The sequence below is a fragment of the Microbacterium sp. WCS2018Hpa-9 genome (genome assembly GCF_031843745.1).
Lineage (GTDB): Bacteria > Actinomycetota > Actinomycetes > Actinomycetales > Microbacteriaceae > Microbacterium.
The window spans coordinates 354523-374752 of sequence record NZ_JAVTIY010000004.1 but is presented as its reverse complement, the minus strand read 5'-3'; the positions used below and the strand labels follow the sequence as shown (position 1 = coordinate 374752).

The 20230-nt window shown below is 69.0% G+C and carries 16 protein-coding genes and 1 pseudogene; 11 read left to right on the top strand and 6 right to left on the bottom strand.

Annotated elements, in window-relative coordinates:
- Position 1: 1 nt before the first annotated feature.
- On the bottom strand, positions 2-1336 hold the full coding sequence (gene eccD / locus RQG82_RS11095; protein ID WP_311259138.1) for a type VII secretion integral membrane protein EccD: 1335 nt from the start codon (positions 1334-1336) through the stop codon (positions 2-4).
- A gap of 375 nt (positions 1337-1711) precedes the next feature.
- Between eccD and RQG82_RS11090 the strand changes: the two genes are divergently transcribed.
- The 8 genes from RQG82_RS11090 (at position 1712) to eccCa (ending at position 12355) form a co-directional block, all read left to right on the top strand.
- Positions 1712-2026 (top strand): WXG100 family type VII secretion target, encoded by a 315-nt coding sequence (locus tag RQG82_RS11090; RefSeq protein WP_311259137.1) that lies wholly within the window; start codon positions 1712-1714, stop codon positions 2024-2026.
- Between the two features lie 41 nt (positions 2027-2067).
- A complete protein-coding gene (locus RQG82_RS11085; protein WP_079113895.1) occupies positions 2068-2349 on the top strand; it encodes a WXG100 family type VII secretion target in 282 nt (93 codons plus the stop codon).
- Between the two features lie 120 nt (positions 2350-2469).
- Positions 2470-2868 carry a hypothetical protein gene (locus RQG82_RS11080; RefSeq protein ID WP_311259136.1) on the top strand — a complete coding sequence of 133 codons (399 nt, stop codon included), beginning with the start codon at positions 2470-2472 and terminating at the stop codon, positions 2866-2868.
- 23 nt (positions 2869-2891) lie between these two features.
- The gene (locus tag RQG82_RS11075; RefSeq protein ID WP_311259135.1) at positions 2892-4241 is read left to right on the top strand and encodes a S8 family serine peptidase; all 1350 of its coding nucleotides are present in this window, start codon (positions 2892-2894) and stop codon (positions 4239-4241) included.
- Positions 4225-5688: a hypothetical protein gene (locus RQG82_RS11070; RefSeq protein WP_311259134.1), complete on the top strand. Its 1464-nt coding sequence runs from the start codon at positions 4225-4227 to the stop codon at positions 5686-5688. The genes RQG82_RS11075 and RQG82_RS11070 overlap by 17 nt, the downstream gene beginning before the upstream one ends.
- A gap of 78 nt (positions 5689-5766) precedes the next feature.
- Entirely contained in the window at positions 5767-7140 is a 1374-nt protein-coding gene (locus RQG82_RS11065; protein ID WP_311259133.1) for a hypothetical protein, read from the top strand.
- Positions 7140-8381: an RDD family protein gene (locus RQG82_RS11060; RefSeq protein WP_311259132.1), complete on the top strand. Its 1242-nt coding sequence runs from the start codon at positions 7140-7142 to the stop codon at positions 8379-8381. Before RQG82_RS11065 ends, RQG82_RS11060 begins: the two co-directional genes overlap by 1 nt.
- A complete protein-coding gene (gene eccCa / locus RQG82_RS11055) occupies positions 8378-12355 on the top strand; it encodes a type VII secretion protein EccCa (RefSeq protein WP_311259131.1) in 3978 nt (1325 codons plus the stop codon). Before RQG82_RS11060 ends, eccCa begins: the two co-directional genes overlap by 4 nt.
- Before the next feature lie 87 nt (positions 12356-12442).
- On the opposite strand, the gene RQG82_RS11050 is transcribed toward eccCa, so the two are convergent.
- Complete coding sequence (locus RQG82_RS11050; protein WP_311259130.1) at positions 12443-12952, bottom strand: hypothetical protein; 510 nt, start codon at positions 12950-12952, stop codon at positions 12443-12445.
- On the bottom strand, positions 12949-14265 hold the full coding sequence (locus RQG82_RS11045; protein WP_311259129.1) for a hypothetical protein: 1317 nt from the start codon (positions 14263-14265) through the stop codon (positions 12949-12951). Before RQG82_RS11045 ends, RQG82_RS11050 begins: the two co-directional genes overlap by 4 nt.
- Positions 14266-14425: 160 nt before the next feature.
- On the opposite strand from RQG82_RS11045, the gene RQG82_RS11040 reads away from it, so the two are divergent.
- Positions 14426-15001 carry a hypothetical protein gene (locus tag RQG82_RS11040; RefSeq protein WP_311259128.1) on the top strand — a complete coding sequence of 192 codons (576 nt, stop codon included), beginning with the start codon at positions 14426-14428 and terminating at the stop codon, positions 14999-15001.
- Between the two features lie 17 nt (positions 15002-15018).
- Here the strand turns inward: RQG82_RS11040 and RQG82_RS11035 are convergent, their stop codons facing one another.
- Both RQG82_RS11035 and RQG82_RS11030 read right to left on the bottom strand, forming a co-directional pair.
- Positions 15019-15492, bottom strand: coding sequence for a recombinase family protein (locus RQG82_RS11035; RefSeq protein WP_311259127.1), 474 nt, complete (start codon positions 15490-15492; stop codon positions 15019-15021).
- 52 nt (positions 15493-15544) lie between these two features.
- A pseudogene (locus RQG82_RS11030) lies at positions 15545-16533 on the bottom strand (malate dehydrogenase).
- A gap of 51 nt (positions 16534-16584) precedes the next feature.
- Between RQG82_RS11030 and RQG82_RS11025 the strand changes: the two are divergent.
- Positions 16585-17466, top strand: coding sequence for a neutral zinc metallopeptidase (locus RQG82_RS11025; protein WP_311259126.1), 882 nt, complete (start codon positions 16585-16587; stop codon positions 17464-17466).
- A 2-nt stretch (positions 17467-17468) separates the two neighbouring features.
- Positions 17469-18431 (top strand): prolyl aminopeptidase, encoded by a 963-nt coding sequence (gene pip, locus RQG82_RS11020; RefSeq protein WP_311259160.1) that lies wholly within the window; start codon positions 17469-17471, stop codon positions 18429-18431.
- A 24-nt stretch (positions 18432-18455) separates the two neighbouring features.
- Here pip and RQG82_RS11015 read toward each other — a convergent pair whose 3' ends face one another.
- Positions 18456-20210 carry an aldehyde dehydrogenase family protein gene (locus tag RQG82_RS11015; protein ID WP_311259125.1) on the bottom strand — a complete coding sequence of 585 codons (1755 nt, stop codon included), beginning with the start codon at positions 20208-20210 and terminating at the stop codon, positions 18456-18458.
- Positions 20211-20230: the final 20 nt, after the last annotated feature.

The following is a 20230-nucleotide window of genomic DNA, read 5'->3' as shown; positions in this document are numbered from 1 at the left end:
TTCAGACGAGCCCTGCCGTGATGACGCCGAGTGGCAGCAGCAGCGCGAGCGCGATGACCTCGACGGTGTCACCGATCCTCGTGAGTCGCAGACGTGCCTTCGGCGTCAGCAGCGTGAGACCGACCAGGATCACGGTGGCGACGACGAGGATGAGGAGCATCCAGGTGCGGACGTCGGGGAGGGCGAGCGCCACCGTGACGCCGGTGACTGCGAGCCCGATCGCGCCGATCGCCATCAGCACGAGCACCCCGAGTCGGGCGTGGATCTGCCGCGACTGGAACATCATCCCCACGAATGCGAGCGCGCACAGCAGAGCGCCGAAGACGCCGCTGCCAGCGACCAGCGGCGTCGCTATGAGGGCAGCGAGGCCGAGCGCGGCGCGGATCGCGATGAGCGTGCGCGTGCCTGCGGCCGCGCGGCGCTTGACCTCGTCGGCGTCGATGGGCTCGGGCGCCGCGAACATGTCGGCGTCGCTCTGCGGCGAGATCACTCGAATGCGGGTGGAAGTGAGTGCGAGCCAGGGGATGCCGTTCGCCAGCAGCGCGGTCGTCGCGAGCATGATCGCATACGGAGCGAGCGCGTCACCGAAGATCGCGGCGCTCGTGGCGGTGATGCCGATCGATGCGCCGAGCGCGATGGGCACGAGATGGATCTCGGGCTTCTCCTGCGTGACGGCGAGTCCCAGGCCGCCGACGATGACGAGTCCGAGGCCTATCGCCGCAAGCGGCCAGCCCCAGATGCTCTGCGCCGGCACGGCGAGGTACCCGGCGAGCCCACCGTAGGCGGCCGCGGTGAGGCCGAGCGCGTGCCCTGCCTCGGGCTGGTGGAGGCGCATGAGCACGGCGGCGGCGACGCTCAGCACGACGGCGCCCGCGCCCGCGATGATCGCGGGAAGAAGCGAGGTGGGCGGGGTGGCGACGAGCAGGAGAGCGCAGAGTGCGAGGAAGGTGAGGCTGACGAAGAGAGCGGTACGCGAGCTGTCGGCGGGCGTCCATGCCCCGTGCTGCTCGGCCGTCGCGTCGATCACCGCTTCGACGACGTCGTCGTAGACGCGCGGCTCCTTCACCAGGCCGCCGCGGACGAGCGTCAGCAGCTCGCCGTCGTTCACTCCCTGCGCCGCCGCGCCGCGGGCGGGGTCGAGTGGTGTGCCGTCCGCCCGCTGGAGCGAGTACCCGCCGTGGGTCAGGGTCGGGTCGAGCACGCCGAGGCTCCGGGCGAAGCCGGGGATGATCTCGACGAGCGGGACCTGCGACGGCACGCCGACGTCGAGCCGCCGGTCGTCGCTGACGACGGAAAGTCGCAGCACGGTGCCTGCCGTGGCGCTGCTCTGAGTCATGGAACGATGCCCCCTCCATGGTTGCCGCCGGCCGGGAGAAGACCCGTGGCTGCGCATTCCGCCTTTCACCCTAGTTGAGGCATGCGACAACGCACAGCCGTGAGGCTCGGCGCCCTTCGAGCGGACGAGCTAGGTTCTGCCCGTCCCCGAGCCCTGAGCATCCCTGGTGGTCGGCGCTGATCGGTGTGAGCATCGCCGCCGATTTCTCGATCGAACGCACAAATGCCGTGCGGATACTGCTCGTGTCCTGGCGTATCCGGACGATCTGATCTAGCCTTTCACCTGAAACGAATCGTGGGGGGTTGTTTCGAAGTCGTCCCAATACAGGGATGCGCTCCCCGCACGTGTGTCCGCAAGGACCGGAGGGAGTGAGTTATGGCTGATGTCATCTCCGCAGAAGAAGGGGCTCTGCGCCGCGGAGCCCAGGCGGTGCGGGAGACCAAGTCCGGGATCGACCAGCAGACCAAGAAGGTCCGCGGCGAGATCGAGCAGCTGCGTGGTTTCTGGACGGGCGCGGCTGCCGTGTCCTTCTCGACGCTGATGTCCCGCTGGGACGAGCAGGCTCGTCAGCTCAACGAGGTCCTCGTGACGCTCGAAGATGCCCTCGCCGGCACCGAGCGTGACCAGGCTGCAACCGAAGAAGCTCACCAGCAGACCATCTCGGGCCTCGGCTCGATGATGGGTTCCTGAGCACAGACCACAGAGATTTCAAGGAGAACATGATGCAGTCGATGTCAGTTCGCCCGGAGCAGGTCAACGCTCTGGCAGCGCAGATCCGCAGCGGGTCGCAGGGTATTCGTTCAGAGCTCGACCGTCTCGAGTCCGAGGTCGGCAAGCTGCGTGCGGCGTGGGATGGTTCCGCGCAGCAGGCCTACGACCAGGCTCAGGCCAAGTGGAACCGTTCGCTGAGTGAGATGCAGCAGCTTCTCACGCAGATCGCGGGCAAGACCGAGGAGATCTCGGGCCAGTACGTCCAGACCGACAAGTCGGCCGCCGGGCGGTTCGGAGCCTGATCCCTGGCGCGGATCCGACGTCTCACGTCGGATCCGCGCCATCTGCTGTGCGCTTCGCCGTTCGTCGGAGGGCGCAGCAGATGTCAGGGATGGCACCGTATGTGAATGAGGGGGGCGTCGATGATCGCAATCGACATTGATCAGATTCTGGCTGAGCTGAAGCGCATCGCGCGGGACGCTCAGCAGTTCCCGGATGCGGCGGAGGTCCGCCACTCCGAGGGCGGGGTGACCCCTGCCCTGGCGGACTTCCGGGAGGCCGTGAGTCGGGTGGCGTCGGGCATGGGCACAGCCACCCAGAATTCTGTCAACGCGCTTAACGACGTCAGCGACGCGATCCGCTTCGCCGTCACCGAGCTCGCTGAGCAGGATGCATCCCTCGCCGACGACACCAAGATCGTGCTGGCACTGCTCGACTCGGCGGCGGCCCAGAGCACGACTCCCGCTCCCGTCCCGGCGGGCACGACCCCCGCAACCGGCGGTACTTCGGGCGCGGACGAGCCCGATGAGGCCGACTACTGATGAGCCCCCGTCGTCGATCGATCGTGACCGCGATCGGAGGGATGGCGCTGTGCGCGGTGCTCGTGCTGCCCGCCGGTGCCTCTGCGGCGACCTCGAGCGACGGACTCTGGTACTTCGACCGCGGGCGGGTCCAGGAGGCGATCGACGCAGGTTTCGACGGCTCGGGCGTGACGATCGCGGTGGTCGACACGCAGGTGAACCCCGACGCACCGGGTCTGCGCGGCGCCGACCTGCAGGTCGCCGAGGACTCCTACTGCTACGACTCCTCGGCCCAGCCCTATTCCGCCGTCTCGACGGATTACACGGCCGCCAGCCACGGCACGAATGTCGTGTCTATGATCTTGGGCACGGGTGAGGCAGTAGGCGGGACGCCCATCAAGGGCGTCGCGCCCGGAGCGACTGTGCGGTACTACAACTCCATGATCACCACAGGGGTCGGCGAGGGCACCGACATCGAGTCGACGTGCCTGCAGAAGAACGGGGATCTGATCGATGCAGGGCCGGACTCCATGGACCGCTATCCGTCGGGCCTTGCGAAGGCGATCTCCGACGCCGTCGACGACGGTGCGGACATCATCTCCGTGTCTCTCGGAGGACTCATCGATTCGTCCAATGCGGTGGCGAAAGCCCATGCGGCCGGCGTGATCGTCCTGGGTTCGCTCCCCAACGTCGGTGGCGTAGGCGATTGGCCGTCTTCCTACAACGGCGCGGTGGCCGTGCAGGCGTTCGGAGCGGATGGGCAGATCCAGAAGTCGTCCTACAACCCCGCGCTCTCGGAGCCGTCTCCGAATCTCAGCGACGATGTGAAGATCTCAGGACCCGGGCTCGGCATCATCGCGCAGGGGACGCCGGAGTCCTGGGACGCCCAGCAGCTGCGCTCCGGAACATCACTGGCGACGCCGGTCGTGGCGGGATTCCTCGCGGTGGTGAAACAGAAGTACCCGGAGGCGACCGGCAACCAGCTGCTCCAGAGCCTCATCCACAACACCGGCACCAAGGGCGAGCACGATCCGGAGTGGAACAACGCCACGGGGTACGGCGCCGCATCGCTCACGGGGATGCTGTCAGTGGATCCGACGAAGTATCCCGATGAGAATCCGTTCTTCGACCCGGACAACGAGGACACCGTGCCGAGCCAGCGAGCGGTCGACAAGGAGCGCACCCTCCTCGACGCGAGCACCCCGGCTCCCAGTGCGGAGCCGGATGATGGCGCGGCACCGGGGGAAGCGTCGGCGCTGACGCCGTTCCTCATCGGCGGAGGCGTGATCCTCGCGGTGCTGATCATCGGCGGCATCGTGCTCGCGGTCGTGCTCACGCGGGCGTCGCAACGACAGAAGACTGAACAAGGGGGCGACCATGGTCGGCAAGAATGAAGCAGAACTCGACAGGATCCGTTCACTCGAGGACTGGCGGATCCCGCGGGCCGATTCCCTGCGCACCGCGCTGTCCTCGCTCGACCGAGCGCTCGCGGCTGTCATCGAGTCCACCGGGTGGGAGGGCGAGATGGCGCAGGAGGCGCGCAAGTCTCTCGCGACGCTGCAGAAGAACTTCCGCATAATCGACACGTTCGTCGGACAGCTCACCGACACGATCGAGAACGCGAACACCTATCGGCGCAACGCCGCGGCGGCCGAACTGCCGTCGGCGAAGGTCGACCCGTTCTGGGCCAACGCCGCGAAGATCGGCTCGGTGGTCGTCCATCCTGTTCTCGGCCCGATCGCCGCCGACAAGGCGATCGATGCGATCGGCAGTCTGCTCGGCAATCAGCGTGAAGAGCAGGCGGCCAAGGTGGTTGAAGGCATCAGGCAGGGGCTTGCGCCGACGGCGGAGTCGATGAACAAGTCGGCGGCCACGCTCGCTTCCTTCGACCCGCGCGTCGCGATGCCCGAGCCGCCCAAGCCCCCTGAGCAGCCGGGTAGTGAGATCACCGCTCCCGACCTCCGCTCTCCCGGTGTGGACAACTCGCCGTCGGGAACGAGCCCGGGCGGCGGTGGCGGCGGTGGCGGTGGCGGCGGCGGATTCCAGCCCACGGGGCCCAACGAACCGACGAACCCCGACGGCAACGGCGGCGGTGGAGACGGTGGTGGCGGCGGCGGTGGAAACGGCGGCGGCGGAGACGGTGATGGCGGCGGCGGTGGAAACGGCGGCGGTGAAGACCCGACGATCGAGTTCCCGGGTGGCGGTGATGGTGGCGGCAACGGCGGCGGCGACCCGACGATCGACTCCCCCGGCGGCGGCGTGATTCCCGGCACCCCGGGCGGTGGCGGTGGAATCACCGGCGGCGGCGGCGGTGGTACCGGCATCGGGAGTCTCCCCGGGGGAGCCTTCCCCGGCGGCGGCGGCGGCGGAATCGGTGGTGTGGTCGGCGGCGGCGCGGGTGCGGCGGCGATCGCGGCGGGCGCGAAGATCTCCGGGTTCGGCAGCATGGGCGCTCTCGGCGGTTCGGGACTCGGTGGTTCGGGACTCGGCGGCGCGGCAGGAGCCGGGCTCAAGCCGGGCGGACTTCTCGGCAATTCCACGCTCGGCGGCGCCGCTGGGGTGGGCAACCCCGCGGGCACCGGTGGGCGAACGGGTGCGGGCGCGAGCGGTGCGGCGGGTTCTGGAGGACGCGCGGGCGTCGCGGCCGGCGGCGGCACCGGTAGCGGTACCACCGGCGGTACCGGGCGCATGGGCATGGGAGGCGCGGGCTCTGACGACGAAGAGACGACCAAGCGGCCCGGCCTCGGCGGTCCCATCGCCCCGAAGCTCGAGGATGATGAGGAGCGGGGACCGCGCGCCCGAGGTGCGCAGGCGGGCTCCCGCGAGGACCACGCCGACTGACCCGGCTCTGCGGAGGAGGGTGAGCGGACAGCAGGAGAGTCCACGGCTTAGGCCGTGCACGGCCGATAAGGTGCAGGTGTGGCAGTCGATACCGTAGAGCGGCGCCGAATAGTCCTCCAGAGCGAGGATCGTCGGATCGACGTCTCGCTTCCGCTCGACGAGACTCTCGACGATGCCCTCGTGCTCAGCGGCCTGTCGGCCGAGGGCCGGTTCGTGGCGATCGGTCCCGGAGGATTCGAGGTCCCGGGGGACACCGAGTGCGAAGACCTCGTCGACGGCGGTTTGTATGCGCTGATCGACCGGGAGGCGCTCGCGCCGCGCGCCTCCGCACGTTCCCGCTCGCACGACACGCTGTCCGGTGCGCCCCGCGTCGATCACGGCGCGCGCTGGTGGATGCTGGCGGTCAGCGGCCTTCTGCTCGTCGCCACCTTCGCGCAGGGGTCGACGGATCCGTTGCTCCGACTGCTGACCGCCCTCATCCTCGTCGTCGGATCGATCTGCGGGGCGGTGGCGTGGTCGAGAGGTGATTCCGGCGCAGGGGTCCGCGGCATACTCGGGGTGCTCGCTCCGGTTCTGCTGTCCTTCGCGGCCGGCGTGCTCCTGATTCCGGCGCAGCTCGTGGCGAGCGCGCATCTGTCCGCGGCATCCGGATTCCTGGCCGCCGGAGTGACCACTGCGGTCATCGCGGTCTCCGCTCGCGCGAGGCCGATGAGGGCTGCCGCGGGAACCGCCACCATCCTGCTCGTCTCGCTCGCCGCGATATGGGGGCTCGCGCTCCTGCTGCGATGGGGGCCGGCCGAAGCGGCAGCGGTGTCGCTGGGCATGGTGCCGCTGGCTCTGCGTGCTCTGCCGAGCAGCCTGGTGAATCTCCCCGAGGGATACTTCATCGACTACAAGCACTTCATGACGGCCAGATGGACGGTCAGGGGAGCGATCCCCGACTCGGTCGGCATCCTGAACCCCGCGCGGGTCATCGCCGTCGTCGACGACTCCTCTGCCCGGCTGATCGCCGGCACCGTCGTCCTCAGCATCGTCGCGGCTCTCATGGCTCCGCTCGCCTTCCTGCGTGCGTGGCCGAGCGATCCGTTCGTGGTCTCCGGTGGGATCGCGCTGATCGCGTGCCTCGGGCTCGCGCTGCTGCTCACGCCGCGTCACACGACCTCGCGGATCCTCCGGTGGCTGCCGCGCGCGGCAGGCACCGCGGTGTTCCTCGTCGCCGGCGTGCAGGCTTCGTCCGCGTTCGGAGGCGACTTCCAGGTGATCGGTGCCGTCGGTCTGTTCGTGATCGGGCTGATCACCGCCGCCGTTATGATTCCGATCTCCCGCGGCGCGAGCTCCTTGGTGTGGTCGAGGGTCGCGGATGCGTTCGAGTGGCTCGCTGTGGCGCTCGCCCTTCCGGCGGCGCTCCTGTATGCCGATGCCCTGTCCCTCCTGCGTGGAATGATGGCCTGATGAGCGGGTACGGCGAATCACAGCCCCGGCGAGCGGGCGGCGAGGTGCCCCCGATCACCCCGGGGCCCGAGCGACCAGGGGAGATCCCTGCGCTGCCGCCGTCCCTGATCGCGGCGCCTCCCGGCGTCGACGGCGCCCCACTGCAGAACGCGCCGAAGCCCCCAGCACCCACGCCCCTCGTGTCGACCCGCGCGCAGACGCGGCGCCCTTCCGACGGGCTCGGCGCCGCGTTCGTCGGCACTCCGGCGACCGTCGGTCAGCGCATAGCCGCATTCACGGTCGATGTCGCCGCAGTCGTCCTGGTGGCGGCGGTCGTCCTGATCACCACCCGCAGTCCGCTGCTGGCCGGAATCACGGTCGCCGAGCTCGCGCTGTTCTTCTGGGTGCTCGAAGCCCGCACCGGGATGACGCTCGGCAACATGGTGCTGCGGCTGCGATCCTCGCGCGGCGATCGCCCGTTCTCTCCCGGCATCGGCCGACAGTTCGTGCGCGGCGCGATCACGGGAGCGGGCTTCTTGGTGGCTGTGGGCGGCTGGATCGTCGTCGCATCGAGCGGATGGGATCGCAGCGGTCGTCGACAGAGCTGGGCCGACAAGGCGGCGAACACGGTCGTGGTGGCTGTTCCGACGAGGGCGGAAGCAAAGGCTCAGCCCGCACCCGTCTCCACGGTCGAAGCAACGCCCTTGGCGCCACCCCAGGTGGTCGCGCTGAGCGAGCGCGCCCCGCTCGTCGACGAGGACTCCGAGCCGACGGACGCCCGTGCTGCCTCGCACCGTGCCGAGGCGGCCGCCGTCGCTGCCGCCGACAAGCCTCTGTTCACCGTCGCGCCGACGGCCGTGCAGCAGCCCGAGGGCGAAGGTGCGGCGTCGCCCGAGACCGGGGCGCTGCTGCTCATCTTCGACACAGGACAGCGGGTGCAGCTCGGCCTGCCCCTCGCCGCGAACCTCGGTCGCGCCCCCGTCGCGAGCGCGCATGACGACCGCCTGGTCATCGTGACCGATCCCGATTCCTCCGTCTCCAAGACGCACCTGCGCATCGAGCACTCTCGAGGGCGCACATGGGTGACCGATTTCGATTCGACGAACGGGTCGGATATCCGCTCGGATGACGGTCAGACCACCGAACTCGTCGCCGGGGGACGGATGCTGTTGGACGACGCGGACCGCGTCCGCATCGGCAACCGCAGCTTCACGATCAACCTTCTGCTGGGCTCAGACAGCAGCGCCGGAGAGAGAGCATGACAGGACCCCGTCTCGCACCGCCCCGTGTCCCCTCAGGCAAGCTCCCGGTGCAGGCGCCGCCTGAGCTGCAGCCGAACGACGGCGGAATGGGTGTGCTCGGGTCGCTGTTGCCTATGCTCGGCAGTGTCGGCGCGATCGTCATGGTGACGATGTCGAACCAGTCGGCCACAGGTCTGCTCACCGGTGGCATGTTCCTGCTCTCGTCGCTCGGTTTCGTGGCGGTCAACGGCTGGCGCCAGCGGTCGCAGCGTCAGGCGGCGACCCTCGGCGCACGTCGCGAGTACCTCGCGTACCTCACCGAGCTGCGTCAGACGGTGCGCGTGGCCGCTCGCCAGCAGCGGCGATCGGCGAACTGGCAGCTTCCGGCGCCGTCGGCGCTGCCGTACATCGCCGAGGAGCGCACCCGGGTCTGGGAGCGCGGATCCAACGACCCCGATTTCCTGTCCGTGCGCGTCGGCACGAGCGATCAGCCGCTCTGCGTCACTCTCGAAGCCCCCGAGCTCCCGCCTCTCGCTCAGCTCGACCCCGTGGCCGCCTCGGCGGCGCACCGATTCATGCTCACGCACGAGATCCAGAAGGATCTGCCGCTCGGCGTCACGTTGCGCGACTACGCCCGTCTCGAGATCACCGGCGATGAAGACGAGTCGCGCGCGCTGGCAAGGGCGATGCTGCTGCACGTCGCGACGATGCACGACCCCGAGGCCGTGCAGATCGTCATCGCGGCAGATCCGTCTGTGCTTGCGCAGTGGGAGTGGGCGAAATGGATGCCGCACACTCACTCGCGCACGGTGCGCGACGGCTTGGGGGCCGCGCGCATGATCGGCTCGCAGCTGTCCGAACTCGAGGACATGCTGCCGGCGGAGGTGCGCGAGCGTGCTCGATTCGGCCGTGACGGCTCGACCGCATCGAAGGCTCCCCATATCGTGATCCTCACCGACGGCGTGAGCTCGTCGATCAACGACGTGCTCGTCAGCGGCGACGGAGTGCAGGGCGTCACGGTCATCGACCTCCCCGCGCACTGGGGCGACCTCGACGACCCGAACGCTCTGCGGATCGCCTTCGAACCCGGCGCCGAGGGCGCACAGGCCGAGCTGCTCAGCATGCACTTCATCGGCAGTCGCTTCCACGCCGACGCGATCAGCATCGTCGAAGCGGAGGCGACGGCTCGACGTCTCATCTCGCTCTACTCCGGCGGCACCACGGTGTCGGGGAAGAAGAGCACGACAGGTCAAGCCGAGCTCGTCGAGCTGCTCGGGCTCCCCGATGTGCGGGACCTCGATCTCGACACCGCATGGAAGCCGCGGCTCGAACGAGATCGCCTGCGCGTGCCCATCGGCCAGACCGAGGACGGCAGCCCTCTGATCCTCGACATCAAGGAGTCCGCGCAGCAGGGTATGGGACCGCACGGTCTCATCATCGGTGCGACCGGATCGGGCAAGTCCGAGGTGCTGCGCACCCTGGTCCTCGCCCTCGCGATGACGCACTCGCCCGAGCAGCTCAACTTCGTCCTCGTCGACTTCAAGGGTGGCGCGACGTTCGCCGGCATGGCCGAGATGCCCCACGTCTCGGCGATCATCACCAACCTCGGCGAGGAGATCTCGCTCGTCGACCGTATGCAGGACGCGCTGCAGGGCGAGATGGTGCGCCGGCAGGAGCTGCTGCGCGCGACGGGGCCGTTCGCGAACGTCGCAGACTACGAGAAGGCACGTCGGGGTGGCCGCACGGACCTCGCTCCGCTGCCCGCCCTCCTGATCGTCGCCGACGAGTTCTCAGAGCTGCTCTCGGCCAAGCCGGAGTTCGCCGACACCTTCGTCAACATCGGCCGCCTCGGTCGTTCGCTGCAGGTGCATCTGCTGCTCTCGTCGCAGCGGCTCGAAGAGGGCAAGCTCCGCGGTCTCGACACTCACCTGTCGTATCGGATCGGCCTGCGCACGTTCTCCGCGGCCGAGTCCCGCACGGTGCTCGGAGTGCCAGACGCCTACCACCTGCCCACCCAGCCCGGTGCCGGCATCCTGAAGTCCGACACCGAGACGATGACGCAGTTCCGCGCGGCGTATGTCTCGGGCCCGCCGCCGCGCCGTCGTCGGCGGGCGGAGTCCGGCGCGGCTCCGTCGACGGGATCGACCGCTGTCGAGCTGTTCACCGCCGCGCCCGTCTGGCGGGCCGAGACTCCGGTCGATGAGCCCGAGGTCGTCGTCGACGCCGAACCGGAAGAGAAGCGCAACACGTTCGAGATCGCCGTCGAGCTCATGAGCGGACGCGGTCCGGCCGCCCATCAGGTGTGGCTTCCGCCGCTCGAGACGCCGGCGACGCTCGATCAGCTGTTCGGCGACCTCGTCGAGGACCCGGCGCTCGGCCTCATCTCGCCGCGCTGGCGTGGAGCCGGCGCCCTGACGATCCCTCTGGGCATCGTCGACGTGCCGCTCGAGCAGCGCCGCGAGACGCTGGCCGTCTCGCTCGGCGGCGCCGCGGGCCACATGGCGATCGTCGGGGCTCCGCTGAGCGGCAAGAGCACGCTTGCGCGCACGGCGCTGGCGGCGCTCGCACTGACGCACACTCCGCAGGAGGTGCAGTTCTTCGTCATCGACTTCGGCGGTGGCAGCTTCACCGGACTCCAGGGCTTCACGCACGTCAGCGGAGTCGCGACCCGATCCGAACCAGACGTCGTCCGCCGCACCGTCGCCGAGGTCACGAGCCTCCTCAACGCCCGCGAGGTGTACTTCCGCCAGAACGGCATCGACTCCATCGACACGTTCCGACAGCGACGCGCCCAGGGTCTCGTGGACGACGGCTATGGAGACATCTTCCTCGTCGTCGACGGCTGGGGCACGCTGCGCACCGAGTTCGAGATGCTCGAACCCCAGATCCAGGCGATCGCGGCACGCGGCCTCACCTATGGCGTGCACGTGGTGATCACAGCGTCGCGATGGATGGAGGTCCGCGCGAACATCAAGGACCTCATCGGAACCCGCATCGAGCTCCGACTCGGCGACCCGACCGACTCCGAGGTGAACCGCAAGGCGGCTGAGAACGTCACTTCGACGCCCGGGCGAGGCCTCAACGAGAACGGCCTCCAGATGCTGACCGCGCTGCCGCGCATCGACGGTGTCGCCGACGGGTCGTCGCTCGCGTCGGGCATCGACGGCCTGGTGAAACGGGTCGCCGACGCGTGGCACGGGCCCGCCGGCCCCAAGCTGCGGCTGCTTCCCTCGCGCATCGGGCATGCAGATCTGCGGGCGGTCGCCGCGGCGGCATCCGCCGACGGCTCCGAGCCGCGCGAGATCCTGCTCGGCATCGACGAAGCCGACCTCGCACCCTTCTCGATCGACCCCGTCGCCGAGCCCCTGCTCTACCTCTACGGCGATGCCGATTCGGGCAAGTCGTCGATGCTGCGGGGCGTCGTGCACGAGATCATGCGTCTGTACAGTCCGACGGAGGCGAAGATCTTCGTGGTCGACTACCGACGCGCGCTGCTCGGCGAGATCCCGAAGGAGTACCTGGGCGCTTACCTCACCGCGCACGAGATGGCCGAGGGCGGTCTGGCCGAGCTCGCGCAGTTCTTCCAGACGCGCATTCCCGGTCCCGACGTGACCTCTGAGCAGCTTCGGTCCCGTTCCTGGTGGAAGGGCGCGGAGGGCTTCGTGCTGATCGACGACTACGACCTCGTGTCGACATCCCAGGGCAACCCGGCCGCAGTGCTCGCTCCACTGCTCGCGCAGGCGACCGACCTCGGGCTGCACGTGATCCTCACCCGACGCACGGGTGGCGCGAGCAGGGCGGCGTACGACCCGATCATCCAGAGGATGACGGACCTCGGCGCGACCGGCATCCTGCTCTCCGGAAGCCCCGAAGAGGGGCAGCTGATCGGAAAGGTCAAGGCGATCCCGTCGATCCCCGGCCGCGCGCAGATCGTGAGCCGCGACCGCGGAGTTGTCTCCGCGCAGCTGATGTGGGTGCCGCCGACGTATCAGTGATCAATGATGCACGGCTCCCGAGCATGAAGAAGCCCGCCGCGGGGATCCGCGGCGGGCTTCTTCATGACACGCGAGGTGTGCGCGCGGTCATCGCAGGCCGGGGTCGACCTCCGGCCAGGTTCCCTGACGGAAGCGCACCGTGAGGAGCCCGGCGACGCCGGGATCGTCGAACGCGTAGATCATGATCACGCGCTCGAGGTTCTCACGGCCGCCGTCGGGCATGATCGTCGTGCGCACGGGGTGGAGACGGCGGAGGAAGGCCTCAGGGTCGGGATCCTCCGTGCCGGTGTGCAGCCCCCAGCGTTCGAGCAGCTTCGCCGGGGCGGAGCTGGCCGACCGTCGCAGCGCCTCGCCGATCACCTGGCGTGACAGCTCGTCGGTGCGTGCGAAGCCGTCGAAGGCGAAGTCGATGCTCGCGACGACCGACTCCGAGAACCGGGTCGGGTGGTCGATCTCGATCCGCACCTCGATCGGCCGTTCGGCGATCGTGATGGTGGTCTCCATCACCGCACCGCCCACGCCGCCGACCAGCTCGATGGGTCCGAGGTGGCGGCTCTTCAGGACGCCGGTGTCGGTGCTTGCATTCGTGTCGGTCATGATCCACCCATCAGGTCGCTGAGCGATTCGCTGTTCGATATCCGGTCGAGGTCGGACTTCGTCGCCTGATCGTTGGCGAAATACGCGGCGATCGTCGCGTTGAACAGCTCGCGGCCCAGGGTGTACTCCTGGATCGTGCTGGCGAGGCAGTCGGCTGTGAGCTGGTGCAGCGAGCTCGCGGCCGTGTGCGTGCCGCTCGCGCCGGCGCCGATCGCGCCGTTGCGCGGCGTCGGGTTCGACGCAGGAGGACTGCCGAGGGAGGTCTGCGCGGCGGTGAGCGAGTCGATCACGTTCTGCATGTTCTGCGAGACCGTGTCGGCGCGATACTGCTGGATGTCGATCATCTCGGAGGTGCCCTCCGGGTCGCCGAATTCGACGAGATCGAGATCGAACGACGCGGAGTTCTCGTAGATCTGGACGCTGGCGCCGTTCATCATGGTCCGTAGCTCAGTCTCCTGAGTCGAGATCGCGGCATTGACCGCCTCGAGAGCGGCCTCGAACGACTCCATCAGCTCGGAGTAGCTGCTGCCGCTGAGGGTCGCTGACGCGTCGATCGCCTGGATCGCGATCGTCGCGGTTCCGGCGAGCGTGACCATGCCGGCGACGAGAGGCGCTGCGGCACCCGCCGTCGCGATGGAGGCGACGGCGCCGGCCGCGACCGTCACCACGGTCAGTCCGTACTTCAGCATCTCCTGAGCGGTCGTCTCGGCGTAGGACGCGAGAGAGTCCTTCGCGCTGTCGCAGATCGACGCGACGTCATTGCCCGCCGCCGTCCAGATCTGAGACTGCACCGAGTAGTTCATCTCGAGCATCGCGGTCGCGACGCCGATGCGGTGGGCGACGTTGAGGAACTCGTCGTGGTACTTGGCCAGGAACGGCGTGGTGAACGCGCCAGAGATGTTCGTGAGCACCGTGAGGTTGATGGTGCTGCTGCTGCGCTCGATGACGCCGTCGTCCTCGAAGCCGCCGCCGGTGCCCGAGGCTCCCAGCGTCGAGGCGGCCGAGCGCGTCGTCGTCAGCGGCCCGGAGGCCCCAGAGCCGTCGGGGAGAGTGGGGTCGAGCCAGGGCGACACCGCGCTGTCGACGCGGCTGCGGATGCCGTCGAACGAGATCGAGCTGCCGAACCCGATGATGTCTCCGCCGCCCTCGCCGTTCGCATCGGGTCGGTGATAGCTGTTGGGCAGCCAGCCCCAGTAGGAGTAGAGGCCGTCGTTGCCGAGATCGGGCGAGAACCCCTCGTCGGCCATATATGCGTCGATCGCGGCGCGCTTCAGCGGCCCGATGATTCCTGAAAGTTCGTCGTATGACGCCACAGCGTCCCCCCGGTCTCGTGTGTGGTGCCGTCCGGCACATCTCTTCCAGCTTAGGTAGCTGCGCCTTCCGCGGCAATGACAACGGGACGATCGGCGGAGAGCGCAGGAGTGGGTACGCTGGATCCCGAAGCTCTGATTGACGACACCGCGGGGGGTACGCATGCAATCCACGAACGAGCCGGCGGTCGGCGCACGTCAGGGGTCGGGCGGCAACGCCCCGCTCATCTGGGGCATCGTGGCCGGTGTACTGGCCGTGCTCGCCGTGATCCGACTGCCGATGGCCGCGGTGTTCGTGTTCGCGCTGCTTGTGCTCGCGCTGGTCGCCGGCGTGGTCGCGGCCGTGCTCGGCGTCCTGGCGCTCCGGCGTCCGCAGAAGAGGGCGGGCTCGCTCGTCGGCATCGTCCTCGGAGCAGCCGCGATCGTGGTCGCCGGCATCGGATTCACCCTCGCGCTGTCCGGTGCGTCGTTCGGAGCCGTATCCCAGGTCGAGCTGCGCGCATCGAGTGACAGCGCCTTCACGATCGCGTATGCGGACGACGTGCAGGAGCGCTCGGCCACCTCGACCGCCGGCGAGTGGCAGGCGATGTTCGGCACTCGGCAGGCAGCGACAGAGATGACCGTGACTGCCGACGAGGTCGGCACCGTCCGGTGTCAGATCATCCGCGACGGCGACATCGTCGCCGAAGAGTCGTCCGATTCGGGAACCGTCACCTGCAGCGTCGGCGACTCGCAGTAGCTCGGAGAGGTCTCCGGTCAGCGAGCGGTCGCGTCGGCGAGGTGACGTGCGTCGTGGCTCAGCACCTTGACGATGATGCCGTGGCGACGCAGTTCCTTGGCTGTGCTGGCGCCCTCTTCGGCGTCTCGACCCAGAGCGTTGATGTTCGCCACGACGAGGACGTCGCCGGTCTTCAATGTGCCGATGAGGCGCGACAGTCGATCGCTCCAGCTCTCGAGGATGTCGGGAGCGGGGTGACGGAACCCTTCGATCGGCACCCCGAACCGGGTGAGGTCATCGCGCTGCTCGACCACCGAGGGCATGCCCTCGCGAGAGACCACGAGTCCGACCAGGCGTGACCCGTCGGGGCGCGCGAGCCAGAAGTCGCGATTCTGCTGCAGTTCGGTGAAGCACTTGGGGCATTCCGCGGCCGCGTGCGGCAGATGCAGCGGACTCGTCAGCGCCTCGTCGACGGATGCCGTCGCCTTCATGGGATCGATCGTCTCGCTCATCGCGCACCTCCGGCATCCATTCTGCCCTGCTCGGAGCCCGCGCGGTGACCTTTCAGAGCATCCCGAGCGCCCGTACCGCTTCTCGTTCCTCGACGAGCTCGGCCACGGAGGCGTCGATGCGCGCACGCGCCCAATCGCTGACTTCGAGCCCTTCGACGATCTGCCACTCTCCGTCGACCGACCGCACCGGGAACGACGAGATCAGACCGGTCGGAACGCCGTACTCGCCGTGCGAGACGACTCCGGCCGAGGTCCAGTCGTCGGTGCCGTGCACCCAGTCGCGCACGTGCTCGATCGTGGCGTTCGCGGCGGAGGCCACGGAAGACGAGCCGCGCACCTGGATGATCTCCGCCCCTCGCTTCGCGACACGAGGGATGAACGTCTCATCGAGCCACGTGGGCACATCGCCGACGATGGCTTCGAGGGCGTCCGCGACCGGCTTACCCCCCACGGTCGCATACGACACGTCGGGGAACTGCGTCGCCGAGTGGTTGCCCCAGATGGGCACACGACGAATCGTGTCGACCGGCACCGCGAGCGTCTGCGCCAGCTGTGCCCTGGCACGGTTCTCGTCGAGTCGGGTGAGCGCGGTGAATCTCTCTGCAGGGATGCCGTCTGCCGAGGCCGCGGCGATCAGCGCATTCGTGTTCGCCGGGTTGCCCACCACCGTGACGCGCACCCCGGACGAGGCGTGGCCGCGATCGCGGCGCCCTGGGGGCCGAAGATTCCCGCGTTGGCCGCGAGCAGGTCTCCGCGCTCCATTCCGGGGCCGCGCGGACGCGCGCCGACGAGCAGCGCGAGGTCGCACCCGTCGAAGCCGACGGCGGGGTCGTCCGTCACCTCGACGTGCTCGAGCAGACCGAACGCGCCGTCCTGCAGCTCGAGTGCCGCTCCCTCGGCGGCACCCAGCCCCTGCGGGATCTCCAGCAGCCGCAGTCGCACCTTCTCATCGGGGCCGAGCAGGTCCCCGGCGGCGATTCGGAACAGCAGTGCGTAGCCGATCTGTCCGCCCGCACCCGTGAGCGTGATGGTGGTGGTCATGACTCGAGCCTACGACCGTGAAGAGGCCGCCGTGCAGAGTACCCTGGTGGCATGACCTTCAACCCCGATGCCGATGTCTCCGGCAACACCGCCCGCCGTCGTGGTCGCGGCGCCGTCGTCGCCGGAGCGGGCGGTGTCGGCCTGCTCGGCATCATCGCCCTGATCGCCGGACCACTGCTGGGCATCGATCTGACCGGCCTGCTGGGCGGCGGTGCGACGGGTGGCGGAACCGAGCCCGAAGGCGGCAGCGTGATCGAGAACTGCCTCACCGGCGAGGACGCCAACGAGAACGTCGACTGCCGAGTGGCAGCCTCGCAGCTCGCGCTCGACGGCTACTGGGAGGACCACGTAGAGGGGTACCGCCCGCCGCAGCTGATCATCGTCGACGGAGCCACCTCGACCTCGTGCGGCACCGCGTCGAACGCCGTCGGTCCGTTCTACTGCCCGCCCGATGAGACGGTCTTCATCGATCCCACGTTCTTCGACCTCATGCAGCAGCAGTTCGGGGCATCCGCCGGCGATCTCGCTCAGCTCTACATCGTGGGTCACGAGTGGGGGCACCACATCCAGTACATCACCGGCGTGATGGATCAGTATCCGAACAACGGCACCGGCCCCGACAGCAACGGCGTGCGCATCGAACTGCAGGCCGACTGCTACGCGGGTGCCTGGATCGGGCAGATGACGAAGGAGAAAGACCCCGACGGAGTCCCGTACCTGCTGGAGCCGACCGAGGCGGAGATCACAGACGCGCTGAACGCCGCGAACACGGTCGGCGACGACAACATCCAGGAGCAGTCGTCCGGTTCGGTGAACCCCGAGAGCTTCACGCACGGCACGAGCGAGCAGCGCAAGTACTGGTTCGCGAACGGCTACCAGAACGGTCTCGATGTGTGCGCCGAGCCGCTCACCGCGGCTGCAGGAGACCTGTGACCATGAACCTCGACGCGCTGTATCCGCCCCTCGAACCGTACGAGACCGGCGAGATGCTCGTGGGCGACGGGCACCGTGTCTACTGGGAGGTCAGCGGCAACCCCGAGGGAAAGCCCGTGGTGTTCCTGCACGGTGGCCCCGGCAGCGGCACGTCGCCCTGGCAGCGCCGATTCTTCGACCCGGAGGCCTACCGGATCGTGCTGCTCGATCAGCGCGGGTGCGGGCGAAGCACCCCGCACGCGAGCGCGCCCGATGCCGACCTCCGCTTCGTCACCACCGCGCACCTGATCGCCGACCTCGAGCTGCTTCGTCGCAACCTCGGCATCGACCGGTGGCAGGTGTTCGGCGGATCCTGGGGGAGCGCGCTCGCGCTGGCCTATGCACAGGCGCATCCGGATGCGGTCAGCGAGCTGATCCTGAGGGGCATCTTCACGCTCCGCCGCGCAGAGCTGGAGTGGTTCTACGAGGGCGGCGCCGCCGCTCTGTTCCCCGACCTCTGGGAGGAGTTCATCGCTCCCATCCCGGTGCTCGAGCGCTCGCACATGATCGAGGCGTATCACAGGCGTCTGTTCGACCCCGACCCGGCCGTGCACGAACCGGCGGCGGTCGCCTGGTCGCGGTGGGAGGCCTCGACGGTCACGCTGCGGCCGGATGCCGCGCAGATCGAGGCGATGTCCGACCCGCAGACGGCCACCGCCTTCGCCCGCATCGAGAACCACTTCTTCGTGAACCGCGGATGGTGGACCGAGGGGCAGCTGATCGCCGGTGTCGACGGCATCCGTCACATCCCGACCGTCATCGTGCAGGGGCGCCACGACGTGTGCACGCCGATGATGACCGCGTGGGACCTGCACACCGCCTGGCCGGAGGCCGAGTTCGTCGTCGTCGACGATGCCGGGCACTCGGCGGCCGAGCCCGGCATCCAGCAGGCGCTGCGCGCCGCGACCGACCGCTTCGCCCGCTGATCCCGCGCCGCGACCGAGCGCGCGTCAGGCGCGCAGTGCCGCGGTCAGGGTCTTCAGCAGTCCGATCGTGCCGCCGTTCGCACGGAATCGCGTCAGGCCCTCGCTCACCGCTGCACCCGTCCGGGACGAGACGAACCACGGGGGCTTGGGCAGGATGGTGAGGCGTCCGCCGCCGTTGACGACCGGAAGAGAACGCGGGAACGGCCTGAAGGGGCCGCGGATCACCGAGCGCTCGACGCGATCGAGCAGGAGTGCGTTGTGGACGACGCCGATGCCGCTGCCGACGTCGGCGATCGTGCTGCCGGGGAACGCTCCCCAGGTCATGGTCGGGGTGATGAAGCCGAAGGCGGTCCAGCCGTTGATCGCGATCGAGCCGTAGTGAAGGGCGGCGATGGAGCGATCGAATCCCGCTCCGAGAGCCTTCTCGGTCGCCGGGTCGATCAGCAGGTTCGCGCCGAGCGTGCCCTGCAGTCGCTCGTTCGCATAGGCCACGGCCGCGTCGAGGAACTCCTGGCCGGTGCCGGCCACCGAGACGACACCCAGCACCGGAGCGAAGTACTCGGTGCTCTGCAGTGCCGTCGCATCGTCGCCATCGGAGACCTCGACCAGCAGTCGATCGCCGAGCACGAGGGCGTCGGGGTACGCATCGGTCGCGAGGTGCATCCGAGAGGGGGATCCGGGGTACCAGATGGGCCGCTCCGGAGCGTTCGCGTAGGCGCGGCGCAGAGCGGCGCGGAAGTCGTCGGCCTGCGCCCAGTCGGACGACATGATGACGACCTGCCCGGCGATGCAGTTGTGCCCGCTGTTCTGCAGGCGCATGGTCGCCACGTGCTCGGCCTGATACGTGAGATCGGCGTCAGTCCATTCACCGGGAACGATGATGATGGGCGACACCCCGCCGAGCTCGGCGGTGATGGGCTTCTTCAGCAGCGGACGGTTCTCGCGGCGTCGACGCGTGGCCGCAGCGCCCGTGCCCCACACGATGGCGTCGAAGGTCGCGGCCGACCCCGTGATGTGCACGTGAACGAGGTCGGGGTGGCCGGTCAGGTAGGCGCCGACCTCGGGTCCGCCTCGCGTGATGCGCAGCAGTCCAGGACCTATCAGCGGCGCGAGTGCTCTCTTGTAGACGGGCACGAGCGCGTCCTGCGTCGGATTGACCTTGAGCAGCGCCGTGCGATTGTGTGCGAGCAGTTCATAGAGCACGTCGAGCACGGGAATCGAGGTGATGTTGCCGGCGCCGAGCACGAGCCCCACGCCCCCCGAGTCCGACGGGGTGCGCTGGGCGAGCCCCGCCGCGGCGCGCGCGCTGTTCGGAGTGACACCGGGTTCGAGCCAGACCTCGCCTGTGTAGCCCGAGAGCAGGAACCGGTCGATGCCGGTAAGGGGAAAGGCGTGCACGCGGGTGCGTCCGCCGGGAGCCCGGTCGATCGTGATCCCGTCCAGCGGGTTGGTGCCGTTCGCGAGGCGCGAGAGCGTCTCGATGTAGGCATCGAGGGCGCCGAGCACGCTGTAGGGCCCGCTGAGCCATTCCTCTCCGCGCAGCGGATGCCGGCCGTCGAGGCCCTTCGACGCGGCTGCGGTGTCGGCCCAGTCCTCCGCAGCGGCGGCGACGCTCGACCGCACGGCTTGCAGGAGGGTGACCCGCTGGGCGAGGGTCAGGGCAGACCACGTGCGGGTGCCGGCCTGAAGATCGTCGATCGCGGTGTCGAGGCGATCGCGTTCGGCCTCTCCGAGCTCCGGGGTCTTCGTCGAAGCGGCGGGGGTTGTCGCAGAAGTCATCGGCGTCTCCTTCGGGCGGG